Raw genomic sequence first — 23,206 nt, forward strand, 5'->3', positions numbered from 1 at the left:
ATACTTACTTTACATCTTAAAATTGGTCGGTAACGCAGCCTTGAGAAGCTTCCGACACTGTATTGGCATATTTATACAAACTTCCCTTTCTGACTTTTAAGGGAGGTTGTACCCAGGTTGCCCTCCTCTTATCTATTTCATCTTGCGTTAAATCGACTGAAATTTGATTTTTTTCTGCATCTATGGCAATGATATCGCCATCTTCTAAAAGACCGATCAACCCGCCCTCTTGCGCTTCAGGACATACATGCCCCACCACAAAACCATGTGTGCCTCCTGAAAAACGCCCATCCGTAATTAGGGCCACCTCTTTTCCCAAACCGGCACCCATAATGGCCGAAGTAGGTTTCAACATTTCAGGCATACCAGGTCCTCCTTTGGGGCCTTCATAGCGAATGACGACCACATCTCCTTTTTTCACTTCGCCCTTGCCAATGCCCTTATTCGCTTTAAACTCATCATTATAGACTTTGGCCGGTCCGGAAAAATACAAACCTTCTTTGCCCGTTATTTTAGCTACGGCACCTTTTTCGGCCAAATTCCCATAAAGAATACGCAAATGTCCTGTTTCCTTTATCGGCGCGTTCAAGGGTTTAATAATTTGTTGACCTTCCTGCAAAGCTGGTAATTCCGAAAGATTTTCTGCTACTGTTTTTCCTGTCACCGTAAGGCAATCGCCATGAAGCATACCGTTTTCCAGCATGAATTTCATTACCGCTGGTGTTCCACCGGCTCGGTGCAGATCTTCCATCAAATATTTTCCACTTGGTTTTAAGTCGGCCAAAAAAGGAGTGGAATCGCTTATTTTTTGAAAATCATCCAATGTGAATTCTATCTCAGCGGCTTTGGCAATGGCCAAAAAGTGAAGTACGGCATTCGTAGACCCCCCTAACAAGGTTAAAAGACGAACCGCATTTTCCAAAGATTTCCTAGAAATGATATCGCTGGGTTTAATGTCTTTCTTTAATAAGTGCTCCAAAGCCCTACCGGAATCAATAGCATCTTTTTGTTTTGGCTTCCCGATAGCCGGATTCGAAGAATTATAAGGCATTGCCATTCCTAAAGCCTCGATTGCGGAAGCCATGGTATTTGCGGTATACATGCCACCACAAGCACCAGCACCTGGACAAGCGTTTTGAATAACACCTTTATAATCTTTCTCGTTCATCGTCCCCGCTACCTTTTCGCCCCAAGCTTCAAATGCAGAAACGATATCCAATTTTTTATCCTTAAAACATCCCGAAGCTATTGTACCTCCATAAACCAAGACCGAAGGGCGGTTCAAACGAATCATGGCCATTAAAGCGCCAGGCATGTTTTTATCACAGCCCACGACCGTCACCAAACCATCATAATTCATGGCCTGAACAACGGTTTCCATAGAATCTGCAATAATATCACGGGAAGGCAAGGAATAGCGCATGCCATAAGTTCCCATTGAAATACCGTCACTTACACCGATGGTATTAAAGACCAACCCAATTAATCCGGCATCATTTGTTCCCTTTTTGACCTCTAGTGCCAAATCGTTCAGATGCATGTTACACGGATTGCCTTCGTACCCCGTGCTACCAATTCCTATGAAAGGCTTTTTTAAGTCTTCTTCTGTTAAACCGATTGCGTACAGCATAGCCTGTGCCGCTGGTTGTGTAGGGTCTTGGGTAACGTTTTTACTATATTTATTCAATTCCATGCTGTTGTTCTCGTATGCTTTTTAATGGATTTTATAAGCGTCTTCAATCAAAGATAAAAGTTTAAATAGGCTTGTCATTTTAACAAAATTCATCAGTCCAAATTCATTTACTATAAAAATTATTTAAAAAACTGATAATCAATATTTTAAATATTCAATTTATATCATATTCAGTGCTTATAGATGTTCTATTATATCTAAATTTACTCTATAAAAAAACCTGTATCGAACGGGTCCGATACAGGTTTTTCAAATCAATGAATAACTATATCATTCCCTGTAGGGAATAATAATAATCACATTAATTATGACATTCATTAATTTCATGAAGCAATAGTACATAAAATTTTTTTATCGTAAAAATTTAGATTTAGAATTCTTTACATTCGCAATACCAGCACCACGCATATTTCACTTCATATCTATGGAAAAAACGGTTAGCGAAGCAATTGCATATAGAAGATCGGTACGGATATTTGATAAAAATATAGCGCTAGACGATAATAAAGTAAAAGCATGCATTAAAAATGCAGTCTTAGCCCCCACAAGTAGCAATCTACAACTATGGGAGTTTTATCATATTACGAATGAGACCACATTAAAGCAAATGACAAAGGCATGTCTTGACCAGAACGCCGCGAAAACAGCAAAGCAAATGTTGGTAGTAGTGGTTCGCAAAGATCTTTGGAGAAAAAGAGCCAGAGCCAATATTACTTTTCTAAAGGAGCAATACGGAAACAAAAATCCAAAGGACTACTCCAAAAGAGAAAAATTTGCCTTGAATTATTATAAAAAAATAATTCCTTCTATTTATATGGATTTTCTCGGGATTTTAGGATGGACAAAATATATTTTATTTCAGCTGATTGGACTGTTCAGGCCCATTTACAAACAGGTTCGCCATTCCGATATGCGCATAGTAGCCCACAAAAGTGCGGGATTGGCCGCCCAGAATTTTATGATCAGTATGGCTGCGATAGGATATGACACCTGCCCCATGGAAGGGAACGATACCGGAAGCGTAAAGAAGATTCTAAATTTACCTCGGGGAGCCGAAATCAATATGGTCATCGGTTGCGGAGTGAGAGCGGCTAATGGTATATACGGTCCTCGTTTTAGGGTACCTTTTGAAGAGGTTTATCAAAAGATATAAGTTATATCAATTTAAAGGAAACGGTACTGCCCTCCCTTTTTTGGGCCAAGATAGAAATCGCCATATCCGATAGTTGTAGAATACGTGGGTACCCACCTGTGGTCTGACCATCCTTCATCAAAATAATCAGCTTTCCGGATGGCGTCAGTTGCACAGTTCCGGGCAAAGTGGCCGAGGTCAACATACTCATTTCATGCCCGGGGATGGTTTCGGTCAATTGGTAAGCCATCCTATTATTCTCTTTGGAAATAGTGAAATCCTTTGAAAAAAGGGGTTCAAGTTGTTTATCCGTTAAGTTATCGAATTCTGGAGCTTTATAGACCTCCAAAATGGTTTCGGTCAAAAAAGAGTCCACCTTGATTTCCGATATTTTTGGTCTAAAGAGTTTGTTGTACTCAAAGGGTATTACATCCCCGTCATTAACCCTATTCTCTTTGAAAATCGGTCTAAAGAAAGACCTACTCCCATAAGTTTTTTTTGTTTTAAAACCACCTTTAACGGCCAAATAAGAACGAAAACCTTTATATAGCCTACCAAAAGAAATTATGTCCCCCACATCTATCTGATAGACTTTATAAGCTTGTATAGGTTCGTTGTTAAGCGTAACGGACATTTCCGCTCCAGCAAGTGCTATATAGGTTTCTTCTTCAAAAATCAATGTTGGTCCGGTCATCGTGATTTCCAAAACGGCATCCGTATCATCATTTTCCAAAAGGGCATTTGCCTTTAAAACAGAAGCGCTATCCATTACCCCAGATACCGGAACGCCTTTGTTTCTAAGACCAAACCTTCCTAGATCCTGAACGGTAGTGTAAAACCCTGATTTAAGGACTTTAATCATTTATTTCTATTCTTTCCGGTGTATAAATGCCTACTTCAGCCTCAATTTTATGCAAATCATATGCTGCACGGGAAATTTCATAAAATTGAATCTTATCTCCTACACTTACAAAACAAGGCTTTTCATCCTTCGTATTGAACATGGGTACGGAACAATTTCCTATAATATTCCAACCTCCGGGCGACTCCTGTGGATAAATTCCGGTCTGTTGCCCCGCAATGCCGACCGCTCCTTTTTTGACCTTCAACCTTGGAGAGGCTTTTCTGGGGATTTCCAATTCTCTGGGCAAACCGCCCAAATACATAAAGCCGGGCAAAAATCCGATTCCATAGACCGTATAGATGTTATTGGTATGCAATGCTATTATTTCATGAACAGATTTGTTTAATTTTTCCGCGACCTCTTCTAGATCTATCCCGAATTCCAAATCATAGGATACCGGCAGCTTCCACAGACTTCGTTTTTCTATTTTTTTTTCTTTTATCTGGTCGTACCAACCCTGGATTTTTTTGCGGAACGAAACATAGTCCAATGTGCGGTTTCTATTCAGTAACAGTAAGGAATTATAGGCCGGAACGGTTTCCCATCCCTCTTCTACAAGGCAATTTTTTTTCAAGAAAGCTTCAAACTGAAGAATGCTGTTCAAAATAGTTTCGTTTACTTCTGCCGGCCACTCGATCAAAATAGCATGGACACCGAAAGGCTTTATGGTTATAGGTGGGAGATTCACTTTTTAACGAAACAATTATAGTTAGGTAATTCCTTAGAAAGATACGTTAATATTTGCAATGCGGAAGGAGTATCGCCATGGATGCAATAGGTATCTGCCTTTATGGCCTTTTTTTTAAGTGAAACGGTTTTCACCAGGTTATGCGTTACCATATTTACAACATGTTTCAAGACCAGGGATGGCTCGGTAATCAAAGCGTTTTCTTCTCTTCTGGAAACAAGGGTAAGGTCGTCATTATAATTTCTATCGGCAAAGGCCTCCCTTTTAATTTTGTAGCCTTTCACAAACGCAAGTTTTTCTATGACCGATGCATATGGAACGTACAAAAACAACTCTTTTTTATATTTTTCAATAGCTTTTAAAAACAATGACGCAAGTTTTTCACTTTTAGCAACATCATTATATAATGCACCGTGCGGTTTTATATGATATAAATCGATATTTTCTTTTTTTGATATTGAACGTAAAAGTTCGATTTGTTCTTGAATACTTTCCAATAAGTCAGTATCGCCAATATCCATAGAAATACGCCCGAAGTTCTCTTTATCGGGATACGATGGGTGCGCCCCTATTTTCAATTGATGCTTTTTGGCCAATCTGACAACCATGTGCATAGTAGAGGCATCTCCGGCATGACCGCCACAAGCAATATTACAAGATGATATCAATGGGAAAAGCTGCGCTTCGTGACCTATGCCCTCTCCCACATCGCAATTCAAATCTATATAATATTTTTCCATCTAAAAAAGACCAAATACCTTGAAAATACTCCTTACCCCTAGCAGAATGGCCAACCCTATTATAGCAACTCCAAGGATATTTTGAAGCATAGTGTTTTTATAGTTGCCCAGAACAGAAGCTTTATTAACGACCCATAATAAGAAAATGGCGATTACCGGCAGTAAAATGCCATTGGCAACTTGAGCGAATTTTATGATTTCAATTGGTTTTATATCAAACGACAGAAAGAAAACGCCCAATGCTAGAATCAGTATCCATACCGACCGAAACTTTATATTTTTGTAATCGACCTTCCATCCAAAGCAACTATTAGCAACGTAAGCCGCAGCTAGAGGTGCCGTAATCGCAGAGGTTACCCCGGCAGCAAATAAACCAATCCCCATGAAGTATTTTGCCGCCGACCCGTATAAGGGCTCTAAACCTTTAGCCAAGTCCATCACATTTTTCACCTCTACATTTGTAATGGCAGCGGCTGCTATAATAATGCTAATAGATACTAGGCCACCCAATATAACGGATATAAACGTATCTCGTTTAGCCGCTTTTAAATCCTTCTTGTTTTTCCACTTTTCCCCGACCAAAGAAGCATGTAAAAATAAGTTATAGGGCACTACCGTAGTTCCTACCAGGGCAATGACCGTAAGGATGCTTTCATCAGGCATTGTAGGGACCAACAAACCCTTGATAACTACAAACAGGTTTGGTCTGGTTATGATAGCTGTTAAAACAAAAGAAAGACTCATAGTCATGACCAACAGTACAAATACTTTCTCCAATACCTTATAATTTCCTATATATAATAAGATAAATGCCAAACCGCCTATTATAAATGGATAGTAAGCCGAAAAGGAAGTGCCAAAAACAGCCTGTAGTCCAAGGGTGGCACCACCAATATTGCCTGCCTCGTACGCGGCGTTCCCGATAACGATGGCTCCCAAAATAATTCCAATGACGACAACGCGTACCCAAGGGGTTTCTAATTCCTGTTTAATGACATCGGCCAATCCGTTCTGGGTGACTACTCCCAACCTGGCCGACATTTCTTGAAGCACTACCGTAGCGATGATAGATAACAACATGGCCCACAGTAGCGAATACCCGAATCCTACCCCGGCCAAGGTACAGGCCGTAACCGTGCCAGGACCTATGAAAGCCGCTGCAACCAAAACTCCCGGACCTAATTTTTTAAACATTCCATAAAGAAAAACGATTTTGGTAAATATAGTCTCAATTATCAGAATAAATAACCCTGCAAAAATAGATTTTCACCACAATTTTAACATTTTAAAATGTAGTTTATCTAAAAAAATGTAGTTCGTCTAAAAATAGGCTGTCATACATCGATAGTAAATACTAAGACGGAAAATACAGGGTTATATCAATCCCAAATCAAACTTAACCTACTTATTAAATGACCTGTTTAGAATGTAAAAAGGAACTTGGTTACTTAGACCATAAAAATGCTATGGACAGCCTTGGTGTGGAACTATGCGAACCACATCACAAGCGTATGCAAGAGCTTATCAAAACCCACGACACCCCTTTAGAGGCCATACAACTATATTACGGTCTAAAAGAAGCCGGTATACAGGCCATGCTAGAATGGTGGGACGGTAAAAAGTCTATCGATATTGCCATATCACGCGTAAAACTGAACATTGAAATAGATACAGAGTACGAAAAACTCACTGAGAAACAGGCTATCGAGAATCTAGAAGAGGCCATGCATTCTTTTAAAAACGGCTTTACAACGATACGTATTCCCCATATCGTTGTGAGATACTATTTAAACGAAACCGTGAAAAATATCATGGGAATCATGGATGGTCTAAAGGCCAATTTAAAGGTCATTTGATTTAAAATAATTATTATGGAAAAGTCAGATAAAATTTTAAAAACACCCATTAGAATAGCGTTAGTCACTCTTTTATGCGGAATGATCATGCGGGTGCTAAACGTGTCCTATTCCGCTGGAATTATCTTTACGGCTTTTTTAGCCATATTGATCCTATATTTTTTGCGTTTTTCCAAGAAACGAAACAAACAACCCGTAGCCTATATTAAAATGGTACTCGTTCTTTTTTGGGCCACAAACGGACTTCTTAAAATACTGGATTTCCCTTATACCTTAATTTTTCAGATTGGAACCGGTGTTACTTTTATCACATGGTTTGCTATGGAAGGAACGGCCTATTTTATGGACGAGGATAGAAAAACCAAAAATAGTATGTTGGAAATAGTATGGAATTTCTCCATGGTCATGGGTGTACTGATTATCATCTGCGGGTCGCTCATGCACTTATTGGATTGGGATTACGCCATATCCACTTTGACCGTAGGCCTCACTATTGTCACCGCGTACATCTTAAAAGACATCTTTAGACCTTTAAAGGAAAAAAATCCCAATCAAAATGATGAGGAGTTTTTATTGTAATGCTTATGCTAACTGGATAAACTAAACCAAAAAAAATGGAAATCAACATTTTATAATTTATTGGGTGTCCTTTACTCCAATGCCTTGGTGAGAATCCCCATTCATTAACAAAATATTTTTTTCATTTCTATTCAACATGAATTCAGGTCTCTTCCTATCGATAATAAAGATTGTATACAACGAATTATTTTTCATTTCTACCCTAAAGAGAATTCCTGATAAATATTTGTTAACGAAATGAATGTTTCACCTAATTTTAACTAATTTAAAGAAAATTTAATGATGTTAAAAATGGGTAGATTCTTCATATTATTGTCATGTATCCTCTTCAATTTCAACGTTTCAGGGCAAACTTCTCAGGAAAACTTGGTCGGCACATATTCCGATTATTTTGAACTGCCCAGGGAGTCCGGTTATTTACATACTAATAAGACTACCTACATTACGGGAGAGAACATCTGGTTGAAGAGTTATGTTTTCAACAGAAAGACCTCTAAACCCTTTGTAAAAACGACCAATCTTCATATCGCCTTGCATAACGAGGAAGGCAATGTGATCAAAAGAGCGCTCATACTTTCAAAAAACGGGTACGGTCAAGGCAACATTCAGGTAGATTCTTCCCTAGCAAGCGGAAACTATTTCTTGAGTGCCACTACTAATTGGATGCGTAATTTTAAGGAGGACGATAGCTTCGTGCGCCCAATCACCATAGTGAACAAAGTAAGGAAAACACCTATATTCCAAAACGATGAATATGAGCTAATGGTCTTTCCAGAGGGCGGCAACCTAGTAGCCGATGTTGAAAGTACTGTTGGCGTAAAACTTACCGATAGTAATGGGTACGGTGTTCCATTCATAAACGGAGAAGTGCTTAACGAAGATGGATTGAAAATTATGGATTTCAAGAGCAACCGTTTTGGAATCGGTAGTTTTCCCATTACCCCAGAATTGTCTGAATACAGTATAAGAACAACTCTTGTGGATGGTACCACCATCAAGGCCAAACTACCTGCCATCCATAGAAACGGGGTCGTTTTGAAGGTCTTGAACAATTACGAGGATTCTAAAATAAAAATTTCTGCTGCGGTACATAATGTCTTTGCCGATGGTATGGAAAAGTATTCTATTCTTGTCCATAAAAACGGTACTTCCAAGCTTATTCCGTTGGTAAAGGACGAAAACGATGCGATAAAAATTTTGGAGATTGAAAAAAATGAGCTTCTTCCCGGCATCAATATCATTACGCTGTTCAACGAATCGTATGAACCCCTTGCGGAACGAATGGTATTTAACGAAATGCAGGGGAAAAAAGACCCTGAGATCAATATTGGGGTCTTGGAAAGATCAAACGATTCAATCCTTATCAGTTTGAACATTGAAAATGATTACGGAATAAAACAAAATCTAAGTGTTTCTGTACTTCCAAACGTTTCATTGGCCAATAAAAGTCCTTTGAACATTAAATCGGAGTTTTACCTGAAACCATTTATTAGAGGTTTCATAGAAAGTCCGTCCTATTATTTTGAAAATGTTGACAGGCAAAAGCACTACGACCTTGACCTTCTGTTACTGACCCAGGGTTGGAGTAGATATGAATGGAGAAACATCTTCAACGGTGCCCCGGAGAAGAAGTTTGAAATTGAAAATGGGCTAAAGTTGATTGGACGTATCAATGAAGAGAAAATGGAAAAATACAATTCCGTTTTTATAGAGGCCTCGGATTATCATGATAGCCGCGTAATAACTTTGGAGGATACAAATTTTACCGTTGACGGATTTTTCATTGACACCAATGACTCCGTAGAGGTTAAACTTTTGGATAAGAAGGGAAAGGCGAAGGCACCTTATTTATTTACCGCCTTGCGCTCCGATTTTAGCTTAAGTAAACTTTCGGAAGAATACTTACGTTACAGGTTTGAAGACCATGATGTTCCAGACCTGAACTTTGATCTAAAGGACAAAATTATTGTACTGGATGAGGTGCAAGTTTCAGACGAGCGTTTGGATAATGTCTCCTCAGTTATTAGGGATGGGCCCATAAATATAAACCTTGAAATTGCACAAATGTATCCATTGGTCACAGATTTGATAAGAAGACGTTCATTTAATGTTATACAATCAATGGGAGATTTAAGGATAATAAATCGGAGGAGCGTTTCTCTCAATGGTGGATCTACTCCATTGATTTTTTTAGACGGTACTAGAATGCCCCTAAATGGGCAAGCTCTCGACTTCTTATCCACTCTTAGAACCGCTGAAATAGAACAAATTGAAATAAACCCATATCCAGACGTAATGCAAGGCATCAGAGGGGCCAATGGAACGATTAGGATTTGGACAAGAAAAGATTTCCTTTTGGGTGATGGTTATGTCCCTTTTGTAAAAAGAGCTTTTGTACAAAACAATTACGCTTTCACTGCTCCCAAGGAATATTACAGTCCAAAATACGATTATGGCTTTGAGCTGTTCTCCTATCTGGGAGCCATACATTGGGAACCGGAACTCGTCTTAGAAGGTGATAGTAGTGTTAAATTCAAGATACCCGATAGTGGATTGAACAACATCGATTTTTATATAGAAGGCATGGGCAATGATGGAAGCTTAATCTCGGAAATAAAAACAATCAACTTGACTAAAAATAGTTTGAACTAACCTAACCATCCTTCCCTATCCAGACTACGATATTGAATGGCTTCACTGATATGAGATTCGTTAATTTCTGTTTCATTTGCCAAGTCGGCGATGCTTCTTGCTACCTTTAAAATTCTATCGTAAGCACGAGCCGAAAGGTTTAGCCGCTCCATGGCATTTTTGAGTAGGGTCTTGGATTTTTCGTCCAATTTGCAATATTCCCTAATCTGTTTCGTATTCATCTGGGCATTATAATGTACATTATCCAGTTCAGCGAAACGATTGGTCTGAATTTCCCTTGCCGTAGTCACTCGCTTTCGGATATCAACACTACTCTCCCCTTTTCTATCTTCGGAGAGTTTTTCGAAGGGTACCGGTGTTACTTCGATATGAATATCTATTCGGTCCAAAAGCGGACCGGAAATTTTACTCAGATACCGCTGCATTTCTGCAGGAGAAGAGGTTACAGGAGCATCCGGGTCGTTAAAATAACCTCCGGGACTGGGATTCATGCTGGCCACCAACATAAAACTACTGGGATAGGTTACCGTAAAACGAGCTCTGGAAATCGTAACTTCCCTATCCTCCAAAGGCTGACGCATTACTTCTAAAACGCCTCTTTTAAATTCGGGCAATTCATCCAAGAACAGTACGCCATTGTGAGAAAGTGAAATCTCACCGGGTTGCGGGTAAGCTCCCCCACCGACAAGGGCAACATCTGTTTTAGTGTCTTGTGTGGAGGTTTAATTTAAAAGCAAAATATTATGGAAAATTTATTTAAAACAACAATGGTATTAATGGTTCTGGCTCTTACATCTTGTAGTGTTGAACCCTTGGAAAGTAACGAAGTCCTTTCACAAACGTTAAAACAGGATGCCGTTATAGGCGTTTGGCAATGGACGGATAGCGATTATAGTTTTTGTAGCGGTGATTTTACAAGTGAGGAAATAGACCGAATAGGAGACGAACAAAGATTAAGTATGTTCAAAACTATGACTGGTGGCGGTGAAGATTCCATAGAGGTAGAATTTAAGGTTGATGGAACTTATATCCATCTTGAAAACGGATTGCCCCGTATTGGTGAGTATACCACCTTTTACGGATATGAAGATTATTTGAAATGGGAACGATTGCAAGATAAGGCGGGTAACTACAATATCTATCGATTGGAGTTTTGGGATACAGTTAAAGAGGAAGTTTCATTTAGAACCGTTAAGATTGATATTAACGATAACCGTATGATTACCGATGATAGGTTTTATGTTACTGAAAGGGGCTGTACGGATGAAGAAGGAAACTTCACCAAGAACTATGCTATATCATATTTTAACAGGGTAAGATAATGGAAGCCTTTGAAAAGGATGTAGAATTAATCTACAAGGAAATCTATAAGCTGCCCCAATCCTACGGACGGGATAAGATTCTGTTGATGCTTGCAACCCTTTATAATAATTACAAAGAAAATTTATAGGAAGATAACGTAAATTTAAACCATGATTAAATCAAAGAAGGAAATAGACCGTATGGCTTCGGCTGCTGCATATGCAATTAATGTCAATAGCTATAATGTAATGCAAGTATTTGAAGATGCCTTTTACGAATCAGAAGATGCCTTTTACGAAAGGATGTACTATCTAAATAAACTATTTGCTTACTGTTATATTAGTAGTGATAACGTTGGGGCTTGGTCTGAAACAATTGATGACTTTATCATGGACGGAATGGATTTATCCGTAATGAATCCAAGGGAGGTTGCTATTTTTAAAAATCTACCAGATAACGTTACCATCTATCGGGGTGCTGATAAAAAGGAAGCCAAAGAAGGCTATGGCATTTCATGGAGTTTATGTCCAAAGGTTGCCAAAAGATTCGCCTTTAACCATAGAAACCACAAAGGCGAAACTGAAAATAGAACGGTACATAAACTAACAATACCAAAACATTTTATATCCTGTTATTTTGGCAGTAGGAAAGAAAAGGAAGTACTAATATCATCAGACTGGTTAGCTGGTGAATTAAAATAGAAAAAGCCCCTTGATTGGGGCTTTCTTATTTACTGTAAAGTTTAAATTCGGATTTTCTTCTATTAATCAAACCCTGTACAATTTGCCCTTTGGAACGTATCCAACGCATGAACTGCCTTTCGATTTCATCTAGGTCGTTCGGGTCGTTATTGATTACTTTAAGAAGTGTTGAACGCCTGAAATTATGCGCCCCTATATTATAGACAAAAGATACCAAGGCATCGAACTGATTTTGATTAATGATAGCGTAAACAAAGCTGTTTACATTTTGCTCGAATCTTGATACGATAATCGTTAAAAGCTTTTCGGCTTCATTGACCGTAATAACATCACCTTGCTTTACTGGTGTTCCATCTTCGTAAAAAGTATTGCCGTACCCTATTGTCCATCTATCGGTGGGTAGCGGTCTATAAGCTTTAAGCCTTAACTGTTCCCAATCCTTGATATGCTGTAATCCTTTTTCGCTTATTCTTTTCATTACATTACTTCTTTAAAATCTACTACGATACCCCCTATTCCGATAACGGTACGGTTAAGGAATCTAGGATATTTAATAATCCTTCCTTCGTATTCCGCCCCGTTCATACCTTTCCAACGCTCGACAAATTCCATCGGCTTTTTAGACCTCATCACTTTTTTATCGTGTGCCTGAAACTGTTTCCCCGTTTCTTCTCCCCAGACATCAACATCCGTTTTACCTATATAATCTTCCGAACTTTTGCCGATTGGATTTAACAAAGCCCTTTCGTATTCTGGATTTACGAAAAGCATTTTACCGTCCGTATCCTTTAGCCATATCGGTAACGGAACATCGGTATTGGAACTTTCAAAAATCATCAATTGATTTCTTAACTGTTGGTTCTCTAATTTAGCTTCCGTTAAATCTTTCCTTATTTCCTTTACTTCATTGCGCAACTCCACTAAATCAGCCTTGTTGTTCTCAACGATTTCCTTGTACTCCTTTACCAGTGTTGCGAATTCGCTTTCGTCCTGTTTCCTGTTCCCCAGCTTAAAAGTAAGAAATGATGCCAATGCACCACCAGATAGTGCCGATATAAGTCCCGTAATTATAAGTGTCCAATCCATGTTAAAAAAGTTTGATGCTGATGCCAGCGTAAATATTCTGTTGGTTATCGTACCCGATGCTGTATATGGTTTTGGGGGCTTTTAAGCTGATATTAGCCCCTATCGATATATTTTGTTGTGGAGTCGTTGGAACGCCCGTAAAAAGTCCTGTATATACCTCCAGCTTTCTTTTTTTGATAGGTATTTCCATTTGCTGTTCAAATACCCTGTAATCGACTTTCTGACTCTTTAACGTGCCTATGACCTCCGATTGAACGGTAATGGTCTGGGTACTATCGGTAAAGGTTTCTTTATAGGTTCTTTCCGTTACCGCATCCTTTACAAATTCCAATCTGGCAACACTATCCTTTAAACTCTGATATTCGTTTAAAAGCTTTTGGTTTATTGGATTCGGTACTGGGATTACTTTTGTTTCCCCATCAATCCTAATGGTGTCCTTTATCACTATCGGTTTAGGCTCATCTACTTTAAAGCTGCCTTGCTTTTCGGGTACAGTAACTGTTATCGTTTCGGACTTCCTAACGAATAGGATTACCAAAAGAATAGCGATGATTGCGTATGGTATGTACTTTGAATATTTCATTATGGACAAGTTGAAAATGATGTAAATGCCGAACCGTTCCAGTATCTGACCGTTGTCGAATTAGGTACTTCGTACCATCCAGCTATCGGGAAATTCTTTGCGCTTACATCAGTCCAAAAGGCATTGCAATTGGCTAATGTAAAACCGTTCTCTATGTAGTAAGTTGCCGATATGTTAGGACTACATTGTGTAGTACCCGACAAAATAAAAGGGGTTTCGGAAAGCACCGTCGAACATGGTATCGTACTTGTAAAGCTTGAACCGTTCCAATATCTCAAAGTAGTTCCATCGTAATAGAAATCTTCATCTGCCAATATGGTTTTTGCCGAATTGGTATAAATGGCACTTGAATTTGCCAATGTTGTTCCACTGTAATAGATTAGGATGTTGTAAGTAAAACAAGCCGAACCCCTTGAACTGGCTTTCCTTGCATTGAAAGGATTATTGTTGTAACCTCTAAAAGCCTGTAGATTATTACTTGAAATAGTACCGTATGTCGTATTGAAACCTGAACTAAGTGCATTTGCAAAGCAATCTTCCAAAGATGAGCCAGAAGCCAAACCTATTTCAGATATGACCGTAGAAAGTAATATGGGTAACGAAGTAGATATTGCCATTACAAACCAGCTTTTTCCAACCTCGCTTCCAGTTCAGCAACCTTAGCGACCAATAAATCTATATAGCTTACCGACTTATAACCCTTGTCATCGGTACGGACAAATTCAGGATGTTCCTTTTCCAATGTTTGCGCACCTACACCGAATCGTTTTCTACCTTTCCTTTTGTACTCAATCCAATCGACTTTGATTTCTTTTGTTTCAAGTGGTTTGATTTCTTCCTTTAATCTTTCATCCGATGTAGCATTAAAATCATCTGCTGTGATTTCCCCATAATTGATTAAAGTACCTCCTGTAGTCCATTGCGCCAATTCAGTAGAATTACCGAATAATCTGAAATATGTACCTGAACCAGCTGCTCCGTACAACCTAGAATAATTACTACTTCCACCTGCATCGAATCTAATTCCTGTATTACCGCTGGACGTTCTGGTTAGATTAAGGGAAATGTCGCTAGAACTACTGATATTAGCAGTATTTTGAAGTGTAAATACCCCAAACCTATCAAGTCTGGCAGTTTCGGTAGGTGTACCGTTTGAAATATGATGCCATACCATATTGGATAAACTTGACCCATTTTCAACCCCTATTCGATAACCATTAGTTCCCCCGTCATTTAGAAAATCGATTTGTGCATCTTCCCTTCCATCATCATCGACATTTCCCGAATCACCATTTAGAATTAATTTAGCTGGGGAACTATCATTAGATATTGTCAGAGAACCTCTTCCCGTGTGCCACACATCCCATACATTTCCATCTTCATGGAATACTAAATCTCCGTCCGCAACGCTTCTAATCCTTAAATATGTATCAAGTGTATTATTTGACCCTACACTGCTACCTCCAACTAAGAAATTATTAGTAGTGCTAGAATTACCTAAAAGTGTTCTGTGAGTTTGTCCATTACCTTTTGCCGTTAAAAAACCACTTAAAACATCTAAATTTCCCTCTTTGGTGTCGGCTATATCACTTCTTACAAATTGAGAAGAATCCAGACCGTTTAAAGTAGTTGCATCAGAGCCGTTGAAGTTTCCAGAATGGTAAACCGTGTAAGGCGTTCCGTTATCGTTAAACAATAGATTACCGTTTGCGTTAACGTCCAAATATGATACTTCCCCAGTTCCTGAATTACTAGCACCGAACAGACCTTGATTTGCGGAGTTATCCACAAAGGCAGCACCTACGTTCATTACCCCATCAATGGTAAGGTTTCCCGTAACAGTACCGCCAGTTAGATTTAGTTTTGAATCCAAGGCTGTTTGCAAGTCCGTTTGATTTGACAATGTGCCTGTAATAGTTCCCCATGTCAAATCCGTAGCTGTACTTCCGCCACCTCCCGATATTCCCGAAATATTGGTAATAATAGCATCCGAAGTATCGTTAAGTTCATTGGCGTTTCCCTTGACGGTAATTATCGCCAGTAACCTAGCTGTATCGGTAACATTGACAATAGGTACGAAATCTTCCGAATCCTGAAACCTTAAAGCTTGGTTCTTCGTGTTGTATACCACCTGACCATATTGTACTACCAGATTTCCATTGGTAAGCATATAGACCCTTTGGTTAGTCCAGTCCGAAGCGGGAACAGGGCTTAAAGTTCCGTTGTTGTCATATTGGGCAACATCCAAAAAAGTAGCGTTAGCACCATTTGAATTTCTATCCCTCATCCTTAGAACTGGTGCGATATATTCAGGATATTCACGGATATTAGGGCTACTGGCATCCTGAAAGAAGTTTACTCCCTCCCCCATCAAACTACCAGCACTTTTATTTAAACTTAAATTAGAACCGTTGGCACTGATGAAATTTCCTTTAGACAATACACCAGTAAAGGCCAGAACGTCCCTAGTCAAGTCCAACGGGCTTTCAAAGATTGTAGGGGCTTGCGCCACGTTAAGTATCTCGGTTGCATTCCCACTATGTCCCAATTGTGCGATAAATACTAGTTCCCTCCTATCGACTCCGTTTGGTGGTGTCGATTTCTGTATGATATTGGAACTACTATCCAAATAAATGAAACTAGCCGATTCCGTACCCAACAAAGTAGCTGCAATGCCTGTCTGTGATGTCCAATTAAATTCTGTAATAATAGGGTTCAACGGGTTAGACCTATCAACTATAACAGCATTTCCAGCCGTTAAATCGAATGTCGTGCCATCACTGGAATTGATGGTCAATTCCCCACCGTTCAATAGACCGCTTGAAACAGCGTTACGTATGTAGGGATGGTTGTTTACAAAAGGTAAATACGAAAATGAATCCAATGGTGCGTATCCGTCGGCATTACCCTTATTTGATAGAAGTTCATATCCAAAAGTGGAGTGGTCGCCCCACGAAAAAGCTGTATCCCAATTTTCGACCTTGGAAGTTATACCTACTGGGAAACCGTTATCACCGTCGAATATGTCCAGAATATCGTTTTTGGTATAATACCTTGAATCCAATCCAGTATACCCGCTCAAAAGGTTAGACCTTCTGATTTTCTTGGACGTACCTTGTGGGCTTCCTGTAGTATCGGAAAAGTCCACGATATGCAACCAATCTAAATCCGACGGGTTCAGTAATTCATTTTTGCTAGTTAATACACTCATCTTGTTTTAATTAAATTGGTATAGTTCCCCGTCCTGAAAGCAGAATGTTTCAAGGTTCTGGAACTGATAAAAGTCTTCTCCGTCCACCTCTATAAATCCATTGTTGAAAGGGTCTATTACGTGCAATGCCTGTAACCTTTCCTTTCCGTTAAAGCTTATGGAATAACCATTGAAATCGCTGGTAGAGCCACCAGATGTAATCTGTATTCCCGTACTGGTCAATCCGTTTTCCAGACCCAGTAGATAATAGTCCCCGTTCCTATCCAGTATCAAAGCCCGATAATCCAGATAATTTAGGCTTTCGGACAATTTAGAGGTCGTAACATCCTGTTTCTTGAATTCAAGGCTTAGGCTCTGGGAATAGCTTTTACCGTCATAACTCTGGCTAAAACTGTTTTTGTCCCCGTCCAACTCGAATCTGTAAATAAAGGTTTCGGGTATCGATGTAAGTACCGTACCGTCCAGACCGAATTCATTTCTTTGATAGGGAACGAACGTTGCTAGGTAGACCAATTTTATCCCTCCGATGGTCGTTTTACAACCTGCTCTTTTTCCAGATGTGATTAGAGCCATTACCTTTCATTTGCCTTTAAGAATCCATTGTCGTTCCTATTGCTATCCAACTTCCAACCCCCTGTAAATTTTTGGGTCTTATCTGGGTACAAATCGTAGTTGTTATCCTGTGTTTGGTTATATTCCGTTATGTCTACACCACATAAGAATTTATGCATCCTTTGGATATAGGCATCCACTTTATTCTGTTGTTCCTGTACCAAAAAATCCACTTCCGATTTTGATACGGATTCCGAATTTTCTGGGGCGTTCTTGAATACACCCCCGTTAGCGATATTGTAACTATGGACTAGTATAAATTCAGCTGCCACCGAATAGATTAGGATAGGCTTTATGTAATCGTTTAAAAGCGTTAGGTAATTTCCCGTAAGGCTCTCACTTTCAAAGTCAGTGACTATCTTGTTATATAGCTTAGTTCCTAGAATAGGTTCAACCACGAAAATCTGACTTTCCTTGATTACATGGACGTATTTCTGGGGGTCTATATTTCCGCCCATGATGGTATTTTTTGTCAGGTCGGATGCTGTTATAAGTAGTGTTGTCATCTTAGTTTAATTTCCAATGGTTGTTTGATGGTGAAGCAGATTGGGCTACCTCCTTTTCGTTCTTGGGCAGTCTTACCGAATCCCTTTGTTTTGGTTCTAAATCCAATATCATTTTCTGGGCTTCGTTCACACTGATTATTTTGTTGTTGGTCTTTAAATAGACCCTTCTCTGCCAGAAGTGTTTGCAGTTTACACCGCCTTTGAATTTCCAGATTGAATAGGTATCCGAACCGTTAGCACCCAGTCCAGCATTAACGACCTTATCACCAGCTGCAACGATGTCTTCCTTTCGATAGACCTTACCTGCATTGACCATCAGCTTACAAAACTCCCTGCTATTGGCACTGACATTGTTCGGTGCGTAGGTATATCTTACCCTGAACAAAGGGTTATCCTGTTCTGATTTTGTAGTTGGTTTTCCAGATACAGTACTGGCTAAGTTTGTTTCAAAGTCCTGTGGTTCTTCCGTTATCTTGGATTCGTGAATGAGTTCGTACCCTTCCATTTCGCTTTCGTCCTCCCCTAAATCGATAAGGGCGTTGGCCGTGAAGGTGTCCAGTTCCAGTTCTGGACTATCTTTTTTTTTTAATTCTACGTTTTCACCACTTGCAGAACTAGAACCGTCCGTTTTTGTAAAGTCAATCAATGGTTTGAACTCAAATTCGTAATTGACTCCATTTACTCCCGCTATTTCTTGGAATGCATCGGTAATAGTCTCTTGGTAAGGCATGATAACAGTACCGTAAAGGAATTTTGCCGATACTTCTATTTCGTCCGCATTGTTCCCAAAACCAGTCGATTTTTCCAGACCGAAAAGGATAGGGTTAACAACCTCATGTGCTACCATGATTTGGGTCTTAGCTTCGTTTACCCAGAAATCCCATTGCTTATGACTGGCATTTTGTGGGAACGGCTCTACGGTTGTTTTTGTATCGGATGAATTATTAAAGCTTATGATAACGTTACCTGCTGCACTAGACCCAGTTACTTTCTGTAAAATGGATTTTTCCATTTCGTCCTGTACCTCTTTTTCTGGTATTCCGTTGTTTAAATTGATTACCCAGCCAGCACTAAGACCGTTCTGTATATGGGAAATACTGTAATGGCTTATTTCTTCTTCCAGTTTGCAGTATTCCAGACTGCTTTCATAATCGGCACTTGCAAAGTATTCCGAACCTGCTTCATAATCCTTTACCTCATATATCTCTATTGCTTCTTTTGAAGTCCCAAAAGATGGAAAAGGTTCTGGCTTGTTGCTGTTTACCTTCGACCAGTCCTTACAGTACCAATAAGTTAAAATGTCCCCGTCCTCGTTCTTTTTATTAGGTGCTATCGTTTCCCTAGGAATATGGTAAGCCCCTGTGACCTTTCTTAAAGCCCCTTTACCTTTGGAATAGATTACCTGAATCGTTGCAGAACCGAAAAGCTTGTAATCGTTTATAATCTTCTTTATTTCCTTTTTAGGAAAAAGACTAAGGATACTCTTATCATCTGCATTGACCGTCAAGCCCTTACCATAGATGAAGCTGCAATATTTCTTGATTATGGTCGAATTGGTCGGACTGCCTTTTTTACGCTCTATAAGCGTTTGAAAATGGCTATTGTTCTTTCCATTTAGTACCCAATCCTTACCAGTTACCTCCTTAACGATAGGTTTGGTATAATTGTTCAATTGGATGACTGATATATGTTTTGGTGTAGGTTCTTTTTGTTCCATTAGTCGGCAATTAGTATATCTGGGTTGACTTTGTATTCCTGTAAATCGGTCTGGGCTGTAACAAAGATTTTGCCCCTGTACATTAGTTCGTTTTCAGTGTCCCTTACCTCGTATGAATACCTTCCGCCCTCTATAAAATCATAGCTGATATTGGCGTACATATAGCCGTCCAGATAGGTAGCTGTTAATTCCAATTCCGTACCCGTTTCGGTCTGTTCGTCCGTGATGTTCAAAACAATGTTTTGAGCGTTGTACCTCGGTATAAAAATCAAGGTCTGTTCGGTCGATATTGGCTGTAGGATGTTCATGTTATAAAGAGTATTAAGGACGGTTTTTGGAAGAAAAAAACCCTTAACAAAGAACTTGTAAGGGTCAAAAACTGGATTATCCAATAAGTGTAGGTAGTTTTTACGCTTCGATGTTCGTTGCTGAAACAATTGCAAGCAAAGCGGTAATAGTTGCTTCGTCCAAGAAAGGTGCATTCTCGCCCTCCATAGATGTAAATGTCAAATTGTAACCACTGAAATCCGAATGCGCTCCACCAGAATTGATGTCAGAACCTGTCAAGTCCATACCTTCCGATAGTCCAGCTACCTTGTATGAACCGTCCCTACCCTGCACAACGATAACGGGTCTACCTTTAGCCAATAGACTTACCTGTAAGGAAGTTTCCTTATCCAGTTTAGGCAGTACCAAGTTCAGTGTTTGGGTATTGACCGTAGTACCAGTATTCTTATCCGACACAGGGCTTTCGGAAAGGATGTTACCATCGTTTCTAAGTTCGTATTTGAAAGCTTCCGTTACACCTACATTAAGTGCCGTTGCTTCTCCGTTCACGACCGTGAAAGCTTCTTCTATATAATTTATGAAATAGGCAGCTACAAGTCCCCCTAAAGTATCTTTGCAAGGGATTTTTCTACCTGAATTGATTAAACAAGCCATAATAAAATTTGGGTTTTATAAAAAGAAAGGTGGATAGGGCAAGCCCGTCCACCCTTGTTTTTTAGTTATTAATTACCAGTTATTAGGCTGGTGTTTCAGTCGATACGTAGTAGATGATTTCATCACCAGCATGATAGCCAGTATCAGCACCGTAAACGATTTTACCCCTGATGTTTCCATCCAGTAAGGTTTCCGATGTATCTACCAATGAAAGTTCATTTTCAGAATTTGACTTGGAAGAACCTACTACGACATTTGAAGTCCTGTAAGCTATAATCGTGTTGTCGTCCAACGCTTCCACTTCTTCCAACATATATTTGCTGTACTTTGATTGGAACTGGTCAGTACCACCGAATCCAGCGGTAATACCATTAGCGATTAGATACTGCTCGTATGCCAATGCCACATCGGATGAAACCAATACTTTGAAATCGGCTTTTTTTCTGATTTGCTTAGGGAAAGCGGACGTTACTTTTTCAAGTTCCGCAAGTACGTTGGTCTTTGTAATAGCTGCACCTGCTGGACTTATCCCGTTATTGGCCTTGATTACGTCCCCATCGGCTTCAAATTGAGGTATAAGACCCCCGAATTGTCCATCAACGGAACTATCTCCGTTCCAGATGTCGTTATCCCATTTTTCGGCTTGACTTGCAAGTACTTCCACCTGAACGGCTTCCATAATGTCCCCTTCTTCGTCCCAATGCGCTCTAAAGTCGTCCTTACAGACTTCCATATCGTTTTTGAGCATTTTTATCGTTAATTGGTTCTCACTTAAAGTGATAGAACCAGCTGGGGTAAATCCACAACTGTAATCGGTCGTTCCGTTTCCGTAGTCGATTTTCTTTAATGAAAGTTTGTGTTTTACGTTTGGCATAAATGTTACCAAACCTCTTTGTACTGCATTGGTTTCCTTGAAAGCTGCTCCGAAAAGTTCGCCAGCTGCCACCCCTGCATAATTACTTGTTACTGTAGTTGTAGTAGGCATATCTTAATTGTTTTTTTGTATTGCTAATCTTAATCTCTCCTTGGTAGTTTTGGGTTTATCATCAGCGGAAAGGTTTACCGATGTATGTACTTTTGGTTTAGAAGCTGGTTCGGTTGCCAATTGGGCTTCCAACTCCGCTATTTTTTGGTCTTTTGAATCCAATGCTGTCTTTAGTTCCGTCTGGATAACCTGTAGTTCGCTTTGAAGTTTCGATAACTCCGTAGGCTCTTGCGTTGCACCTTCTTTTGGTACAATTGAGACAATTACGTTGTGCTTCCATTCGTTTTCAGAACCTTCGTTATCAATAGTTTCTACCACCGTGTAGATTTTCCCATCGATTTCATGTTCTCCGACTGGTAATTCAAGATGTGCGCTGACACCTTCCGAATTAAGGTTTAAGGCATCCTTTAAAGTTTCCTCCGCTTTGGCGGTCACTTCATCGACAATGGATTCGGATTCTTCCGAAGCGGACTTATCTTCCACTGGCTTGATTTCCGTAACCTTTCCTTCTTCGGTACTGACTTTAGTACCATCTTTAAGGGTATGTTCACCGTCTGGGGCTGGTGATTTCTCACCGTCTTCCGATACTATCATTATTGCAGTACCTTCTTCCAAAGTTTCGCCCTCGTATTCGATTTGTGTACCGTCTTCCAGTTCAGCCGTAGCCAATTCAATCTTTTCAGCTTTGAAAATGTTCTTTAGTTCCATGAAACCAGCTTTGATTTCATCTATAATTGTTTTGTTGTTATCCATAGGTTTTTTATTTAGTTCCAATTTGTTCAGGCTAAAAAGTCCATCTATTGAAAACCCCTTGATTTTTCCAGTCTTTACATAATCGTTCCATATTTCCTCATTGTCCACCTTCATAGCTGCTACCCAACTTCCTTTTGGTGCGTTCAGACCGTAGGCATTCGATTTATCGTTCTTTTCGTCCGATACAATCCAACTTTCGATTACGCTCATATCGTTAAGCTTTATTTCATGCTCGATAGTGGAGTTGTTGTTATGTTGGTTCTTTAGAAATGAATGTGCAGCTGCCTTAATGGTCTCTGCTGGAAAAGTGATATAAAACTCTTTTCCGTCCTGATTTCTGTAGATAGGTTTATCGGGAATCAAAGCAACTCCCATCAAGATTCGTTGCTCTTTATTGACCTCTGCCAATTGTATTTCAACCTCCTTTACATCCTTGTTCAAGGCTATGAACATAGATTCCATCGCTGGGTCGTTCACTACCGATAGGGCGTAAATTCCTTTGTCTTTTTCTGGGTTAAATGTTACTTCGTAAATGTCCACACCTTAAAGAGTAAATAGGCGTGT

Annotated in this window: 23 protein-coding genes and 1 pseudogene; 6 read left to right on the top strand and 18 right to left on the bottom strand. The window is 39.6% G+C overall.

Annotation, left to right across the window (positions count from 1 at the left end):
• Positions 1 to 16: 16 nt before the first annotated feature.
• Positions 17 to 1,693, bottom strand: coding sequence for a dihydroxy-acid dehydratase (gene ilvD, locus ACKWBX_RS14825; protein ID WP_413969501.1), 1,677 nt, complete (start codon positions 1,691 to 1,693; stop codon positions 17 to 19).
• Positions 1,694 to 2,117: 424 nt separating this feature from the next.
• Between ilvD and ACKWBX_RS14830 the strand changes: the two genes are divergently transcribed.
• Entirely contained in the window at positions 2,118 to 2,846 is a 729-nt protein-coding gene (locus tag ACKWBX_RS14830) for a nitroreductase family protein (RefSeq protein WP_413969502.1), read from the top strand.
• A 1-nt stretch (position 2,847) separates the two neighbouring features.
• Here the strand turns inward: ACKWBX_RS14830 and ACKWBX_RS14835 are convergent, their stop codons facing one another.
• The 4 genes from ACKWBX_RS14835 to ACKWBX_RS14850 are packed head-to-tail and all read right to left on the bottom strand — an operon-like array spanning position 2,848 to position 6,351.
• On the bottom strand, positions 2,848 to 3,687 hold the full coding sequence (locus ACKWBX_RS14835; RefSeq protein ID WP_413969503.1) for a 5-oxoprolinase subunit C family protein: 840 nt from the start codon (positions 3,685 to 3,687) through the stop codon (positions 2,848 to 2,850).
• Positions 3,680 to 4,417 carry a 5-oxoprolinase subunit PxpB gene (gene pxpB / locus ACKWBX_RS14840; protein ID WP_413969504.1) on the bottom strand — a complete coding sequence of 246 codons (738 nt, stop codon included), beginning with the start codon at positions 4,415 to 4,417 and terminating at the stop codon, positions 3,680 to 3,682. The genes ACKWBX_RS14835 and pxpB overlap by 8 nt, the downstream gene beginning before the upstream one ends.
• Entirely contained in the window at positions 4,414 to 5,157 is a 744-nt protein-coding gene (gene pxpA, locus ACKWBX_RS14845) for a 5-oxoprolinase subunit PxpA (protein ID WP_413969505.1), read from the bottom strand. Before pxpA ends, pxpB begins: the two co-directional genes overlap by 4 nt.
• Positions 5,158 to 6,351, bottom strand: coding sequence for an Nramp family divalent metal transporter (locus ACKWBX_RS14850; RefSeq protein WP_413969506.1), 1,194 nt, complete (start codon positions 6,349 to 6,351; stop codon positions 5,158 to 5,160).
• Positions 6,352 to 6,569: 218 nt separating this feature from the next.
• Between ACKWBX_RS14850 and ACKWBX_RS14855 the strand changes: the two genes are divergently transcribed.
• The 3 genes from ACKWBX_RS14855 (at position 6,570) to ACKWBX_RS14865 (ending at position 10,244) form a co-directional block, all read left to right on the top strand.
• Entirely contained in the window at positions 6,570 to 7,013 is a 444-nt protein-coding gene (locus ACKWBX_RS14855; RefSeq protein WP_413969507.1) for a hypothetical protein, read from the top strand.
• Between the two features lie 15 nt (positions 7,014 to 7,028).
• A complete protein-coding gene (locus tag ACKWBX_RS14860) occupies positions 7,029 to 7,592 on the top strand; it encodes a hypothetical protein (RefSeq protein ID WP_413969508.1) in 564 nt (187 codons plus the stop codon).
• Between the two features lie 291 nt (positions 7,593 to 7,883).
• Positions 7,884 to 10,244: a TonB-dependent receptor gene (locus ACKWBX_RS14865; protein WP_413969509.1), complete on the top strand. Its 2,361-nt coding sequence runs from the start codon at positions 7,884 to 7,886 to the stop codon at positions 10,242 to 10,244.
• Here the strand turns inward: ACKWBX_RS14865 and ACKWBX_RS14870 are convergent.
• Positions 10,241 to 10,951 (bottom strand): annotated as a pseudogene (locus ACKWBX_RS14870) (YifB family Mg chelatase-like AAA ATPase); the annotation flags it as partial. The gene ACKWBX_RS14865 and the pseudogene ACKWBX_RS14870 overlap by 4 nt on opposite strands.
• Before the next feature lie 36 nt (positions 10,952 to 10,987).
• Here ACKWBX_RS14870 and ACKWBX_RS14875 point away from each other — a divergent pair.
• Entirely contained in the window at positions 10,988 to 11,566 is a 579-nt protein-coding gene (locus tag ACKWBX_RS14875; protein ID WP_413969510.1) for a hypothetical protein, read from the top strand.
• A 150-nt stretch (positions 11,567 to 11,716) separates the two neighbouring features.
• The gene (locus tag ACKWBX_RS14880) at positions 11,717 to 12,247 is read left to right on the top strand and encodes a hypothetical protein (protein ID WP_413969511.1); all 531 of its coding nucleotides are present in this window, start codon (positions 11,717 to 11,719) and stop codon (positions 12,245 to 12,247) included.
• A 25-nt stretch (positions 12,248 to 12,272) separates the two neighbouring features.
• Here ACKWBX_RS14880 and ACKWBX_RS14885 read toward each other — a convergent pair whose 3' ends face one another.
• The 12 genes from ACKWBX_RS14885 to ACKWBX_RS14940 form a co-directional block, all read right to left on the bottom strand.
• A complete protein-coding gene (locus ACKWBX_RS14885) occupies positions 12,273 to 12,725 on the bottom strand; it encodes a lysozyme (RefSeq protein ID WP_413969512.1) in 453 nt (150 codons plus the stop codon).
• Positions 12,725 to 13,333: a PAS domain-containing protein gene (locus tag ACKWBX_RS14890; protein WP_413969513.1), complete on the bottom strand. Its 609-nt coding sequence runs from the start codon at positions 13,331 to 13,333 to the stop codon at positions 12,725 to 12,727. The genes ACKWBX_RS14885 and ACKWBX_RS14890 overlap by 1 nt, the downstream gene beginning before the upstream one ends.
• Position 13,334: 1 nt before the next feature.
• A complete protein-coding gene (locus ACKWBX_RS14895; RefSeq protein WP_413969514.1) occupies positions 13,335 to 13,916 on the bottom strand; it encodes a hypothetical protein in 582 nt (193 codons plus the stop codon).
• Positions 13,916 to 14,533, bottom strand: a complete 618-nt coding sequence (locus tag ACKWBX_RS14900; protein WP_413969515.1) for a hypothetical protein — start codon at positions 14,531 to 14,533, stop codon at positions 13,916 to 13,918. Before ACKWBX_RS14900 ends, ACKWBX_RS14895 begins: the two co-directional genes overlap by 1 nt.
• Positions 14,533 to 17,127, bottom strand: a complete 2,595-nt coding sequence (locus ACKWBX_RS14905; protein WP_413969516.1) for a hypothetical protein — start codon at positions 17,125 to 17,127, stop codon at positions 14,533 to 14,535. Before ACKWBX_RS14905 ends, ACKWBX_RS14900 begins: the two co-directional genes overlap by 1 nt.
• A 6-nt stretch (positions 17,128 to 17,133) precedes the next feature.
• Positions 17,134 to 17,700, bottom strand: coding sequence for a hypothetical protein (locus ACKWBX_RS14910; protein ID WP_413969517.1), 567 nt, complete (start codon positions 17,698 to 17,700; stop codon positions 17,134 to 17,136).
• On the bottom strand, positions 17,700 to 18,245 hold the full coding sequence (locus ACKWBX_RS14915) for a DUF6712 family protein (RefSeq protein ID WP_413969518.1): 546 nt from the start codon (positions 18,243 to 18,245) through the stop codon (positions 17,700 to 17,702). Before ACKWBX_RS14915 ends, ACKWBX_RS14910 begins: the two co-directional genes overlap by 1 nt.
• A 1-nt stretch (position 18,246) precedes the next feature.
• On the bottom strand, positions 18,247 to 19,962 hold the full coding sequence (locus tag ACKWBX_RS14920; protein ID WP_413969519.1) for a hypothetical protein: 1,716 nt from the start codon (positions 19,960 to 19,962) through the stop codon (positions 18,247 to 18,249).
• Positions 19,962 to 20,270 carry a hypothetical protein gene (locus ACKWBX_RS14925; protein ID WP_413969520.1) on the bottom strand — a complete coding sequence of 103 codons (309 nt, stop codon included), beginning with the start codon at positions 20,268 to 20,270 and terminating at the stop codon, positions 19,962 to 19,964. Before ACKWBX_RS14925 ends, ACKWBX_RS14920 begins: the two co-directional genes overlap by 1 nt.
• Before the next feature lie 100 nt (positions 20,271 to 20,370).
• Positions 20,371 to 20,904: a hypothetical protein gene (locus tag ACKWBX_RS14930; protein ID WP_413969521.1), complete on the bottom strand. Its 534-nt coding sequence runs from the start codon at positions 20,902 to 20,904 to the stop codon at positions 20,371 to 20,373.
• An 82-nt stretch (positions 20,905 to 20,986) separates the two neighbouring features.
• Positions 20,987 to 21,889: a hypothetical protein gene (locus ACKWBX_RS14935; RefSeq protein ID WP_413969522.1), complete on the bottom strand. Its 903-nt coding sequence runs from the start codon at positions 21,887 to 21,889 to the stop codon at positions 20,987 to 20,989.
• A gap of 3 nt (positions 21,890 to 21,892) precedes the next feature.
• On the bottom strand, positions 21,893 to 23,182 hold the full coding sequence (locus ACKWBX_RS14940; protein WP_413969523.1) for an XkdF-like putative serine protease domain-containing protein: 1,290 nt from the start codon (positions 23,180 to 23,182) through the stop codon (positions 21,893 to 21,895).
• Positions 23,183 to 23,206: the final 24 nt, after the last annotated feature.

Source organism: Maribacter algae, assembly GCF_047345745.1.
In the GTDB taxonomy this organism is placed as follows: Bacteria; Bacteroidota; Bacteroidia; order Flavobacteriales; family Flavobacteriaceae; genus Maribacter.

Excerpts from the sequence above, each read along its gene's own strand:
- ilvD (WP_413969501.1), bottom strand. The coding sequence starts at position 1,693 with ATGGAATTGAATAAATATAGTAAAAACGTTACCCAAGACCCTACACAA.
- ACKWBX_RS14830 (WP_413969502.1), top strand. The coding sequence starts at position 2,118 with ATGGAAAAAACGGTTAGCGAAGCAATTGCATATAGAAGATCGGTACGG.
- ACKWBX_RS14835 (WP_413969503.1), bottom strand. The coding sequence starts at position 3,687 with ATGATTAAAGTCCTTAAATCAGGGTTTTACACTACCGTTCAGGATCTA.
- pxpA (WP_413969505.1), bottom strand. The coding sequence starts at position 5,157 with ATGGAAAAATATTATATAGATTTGAATTGCGATGTGGGAGAGGGCATA.
- ACKWBX_RS14850 (WP_413969506.1), bottom strand. The coding sequence starts at position 6,351 with ATGTTTAAAAAATTAGGTCCGGGAGTTTTGGTTGCAGCGGCTTTCATA.
- ACKWBX_RS14855 (WP_413969507.1), top strand. The coding sequence starts at position 6,570 with ATGACCTGTTTAGAATGTAAAAAGGAACTTGGTTACTTAGACCATAAA.
- ACKWBX_RS14860 (WP_413969508.1), top strand. The coding sequence starts at position 7,029 with ATGGAAAAGTCAGATAAAATTTTAAAAACACCCATTAGAATAGCGTTA.
- ACKWBX_RS14865 (WP_413969509.1), top strand. The coding sequence starts at position 7,884 with ATGGGTAGATTCTTCATATTATTGTCATGTATCCTCTTCAATTTCAAC.
- ACKWBX_RS14875 (WP_413969510.1), top strand. The coding sequence starts at position 10,988 with ATGGAAAATTTATTTAAAACAACAATGGTATTAATGGTTCTGGCTCTT.
- ACKWBX_RS14880 (WP_413969511.1), top strand. The coding sequence starts at position 11,717 with ATGATTAAATCAAAGAAGGAAATAGACCGTATGGCTTCGGCTGCTGCA.
- ACKWBX_RS14885 (WP_413969512.1), bottom strand. The coding sequence starts at position 12,725 with ATGAAAAGAATAAGCGAAAAAGGATTACAGCATATCAAGGATTGGGAA.
- ACKWBX_RS14890 (WP_413969513.1), bottom strand. The coding sequence starts at position 13,333 with ATGGATTGGACACTTATAATTACGGGACTTATATCGGCACTATCTGGT.
- ACKWBX_RS14895 (WP_413969514.1), bottom strand. The coding sequence starts at position 13,916 with ATGAAATATTCAAAGTACATACCATACGCAATCATCGCTATTCTTTTG.
- ACKWBX_RS14900 (WP_413969515.1), bottom strand. The coding sequence starts at position 14,533 with ATGGCAATATCTACTTCGTTACCCATATTACTTTCTACGGTCATATCT.
- ACKWBX_RS14905 (WP_413969516.1), bottom strand. The coding sequence starts at position 17,127 with ATGAGTGTATTAACTAGCAAAAATGAATTACTGAACCCGTCGGATTTA.
- ACKWBX_RS14910 (WP_413969517.1), bottom strand. The coding sequence starts at position 17,700 with ATGGCTCTAATCACATCTGGAAAAAGAGCAGGTTGTAAAACGACCATC.
- ACKWBX_RS14915 (WP_413969518.1), bottom strand. The coding sequence starts at position 18,245 with ATGACAACACTACTTATAACAGCATCCGACCTGACAAAAAATACCATC.
- ACKWBX_RS14920 (WP_413969519.1), bottom strand. The coding sequence starts at position 19,962 with ATGGAACAAAAAGAACCTACACCAAAACATATATCAGTCATCCAATTG.
- ACKWBX_RS14925 (WP_413969520.1), bottom strand. The coding sequence starts at position 20,270 with ATGAACATCCTACAGCCAATATCGACCGAACAGACCTTGATTTTTATA.
- ACKWBX_RS14930 (WP_413969521.1), bottom strand. The coding sequence starts at position 20,904 with ATGGCTTGTTTAATCAATTCAGGTAGAAAAATCCCTTGCAAAGATACT.
- ACKWBX_RS14935 (WP_413969522.1), bottom strand. The coding sequence starts at position 21,889 with ATGCCTACTACAACTACAGTAACAAGTAATTATGCAGGGGTGGCAGCT.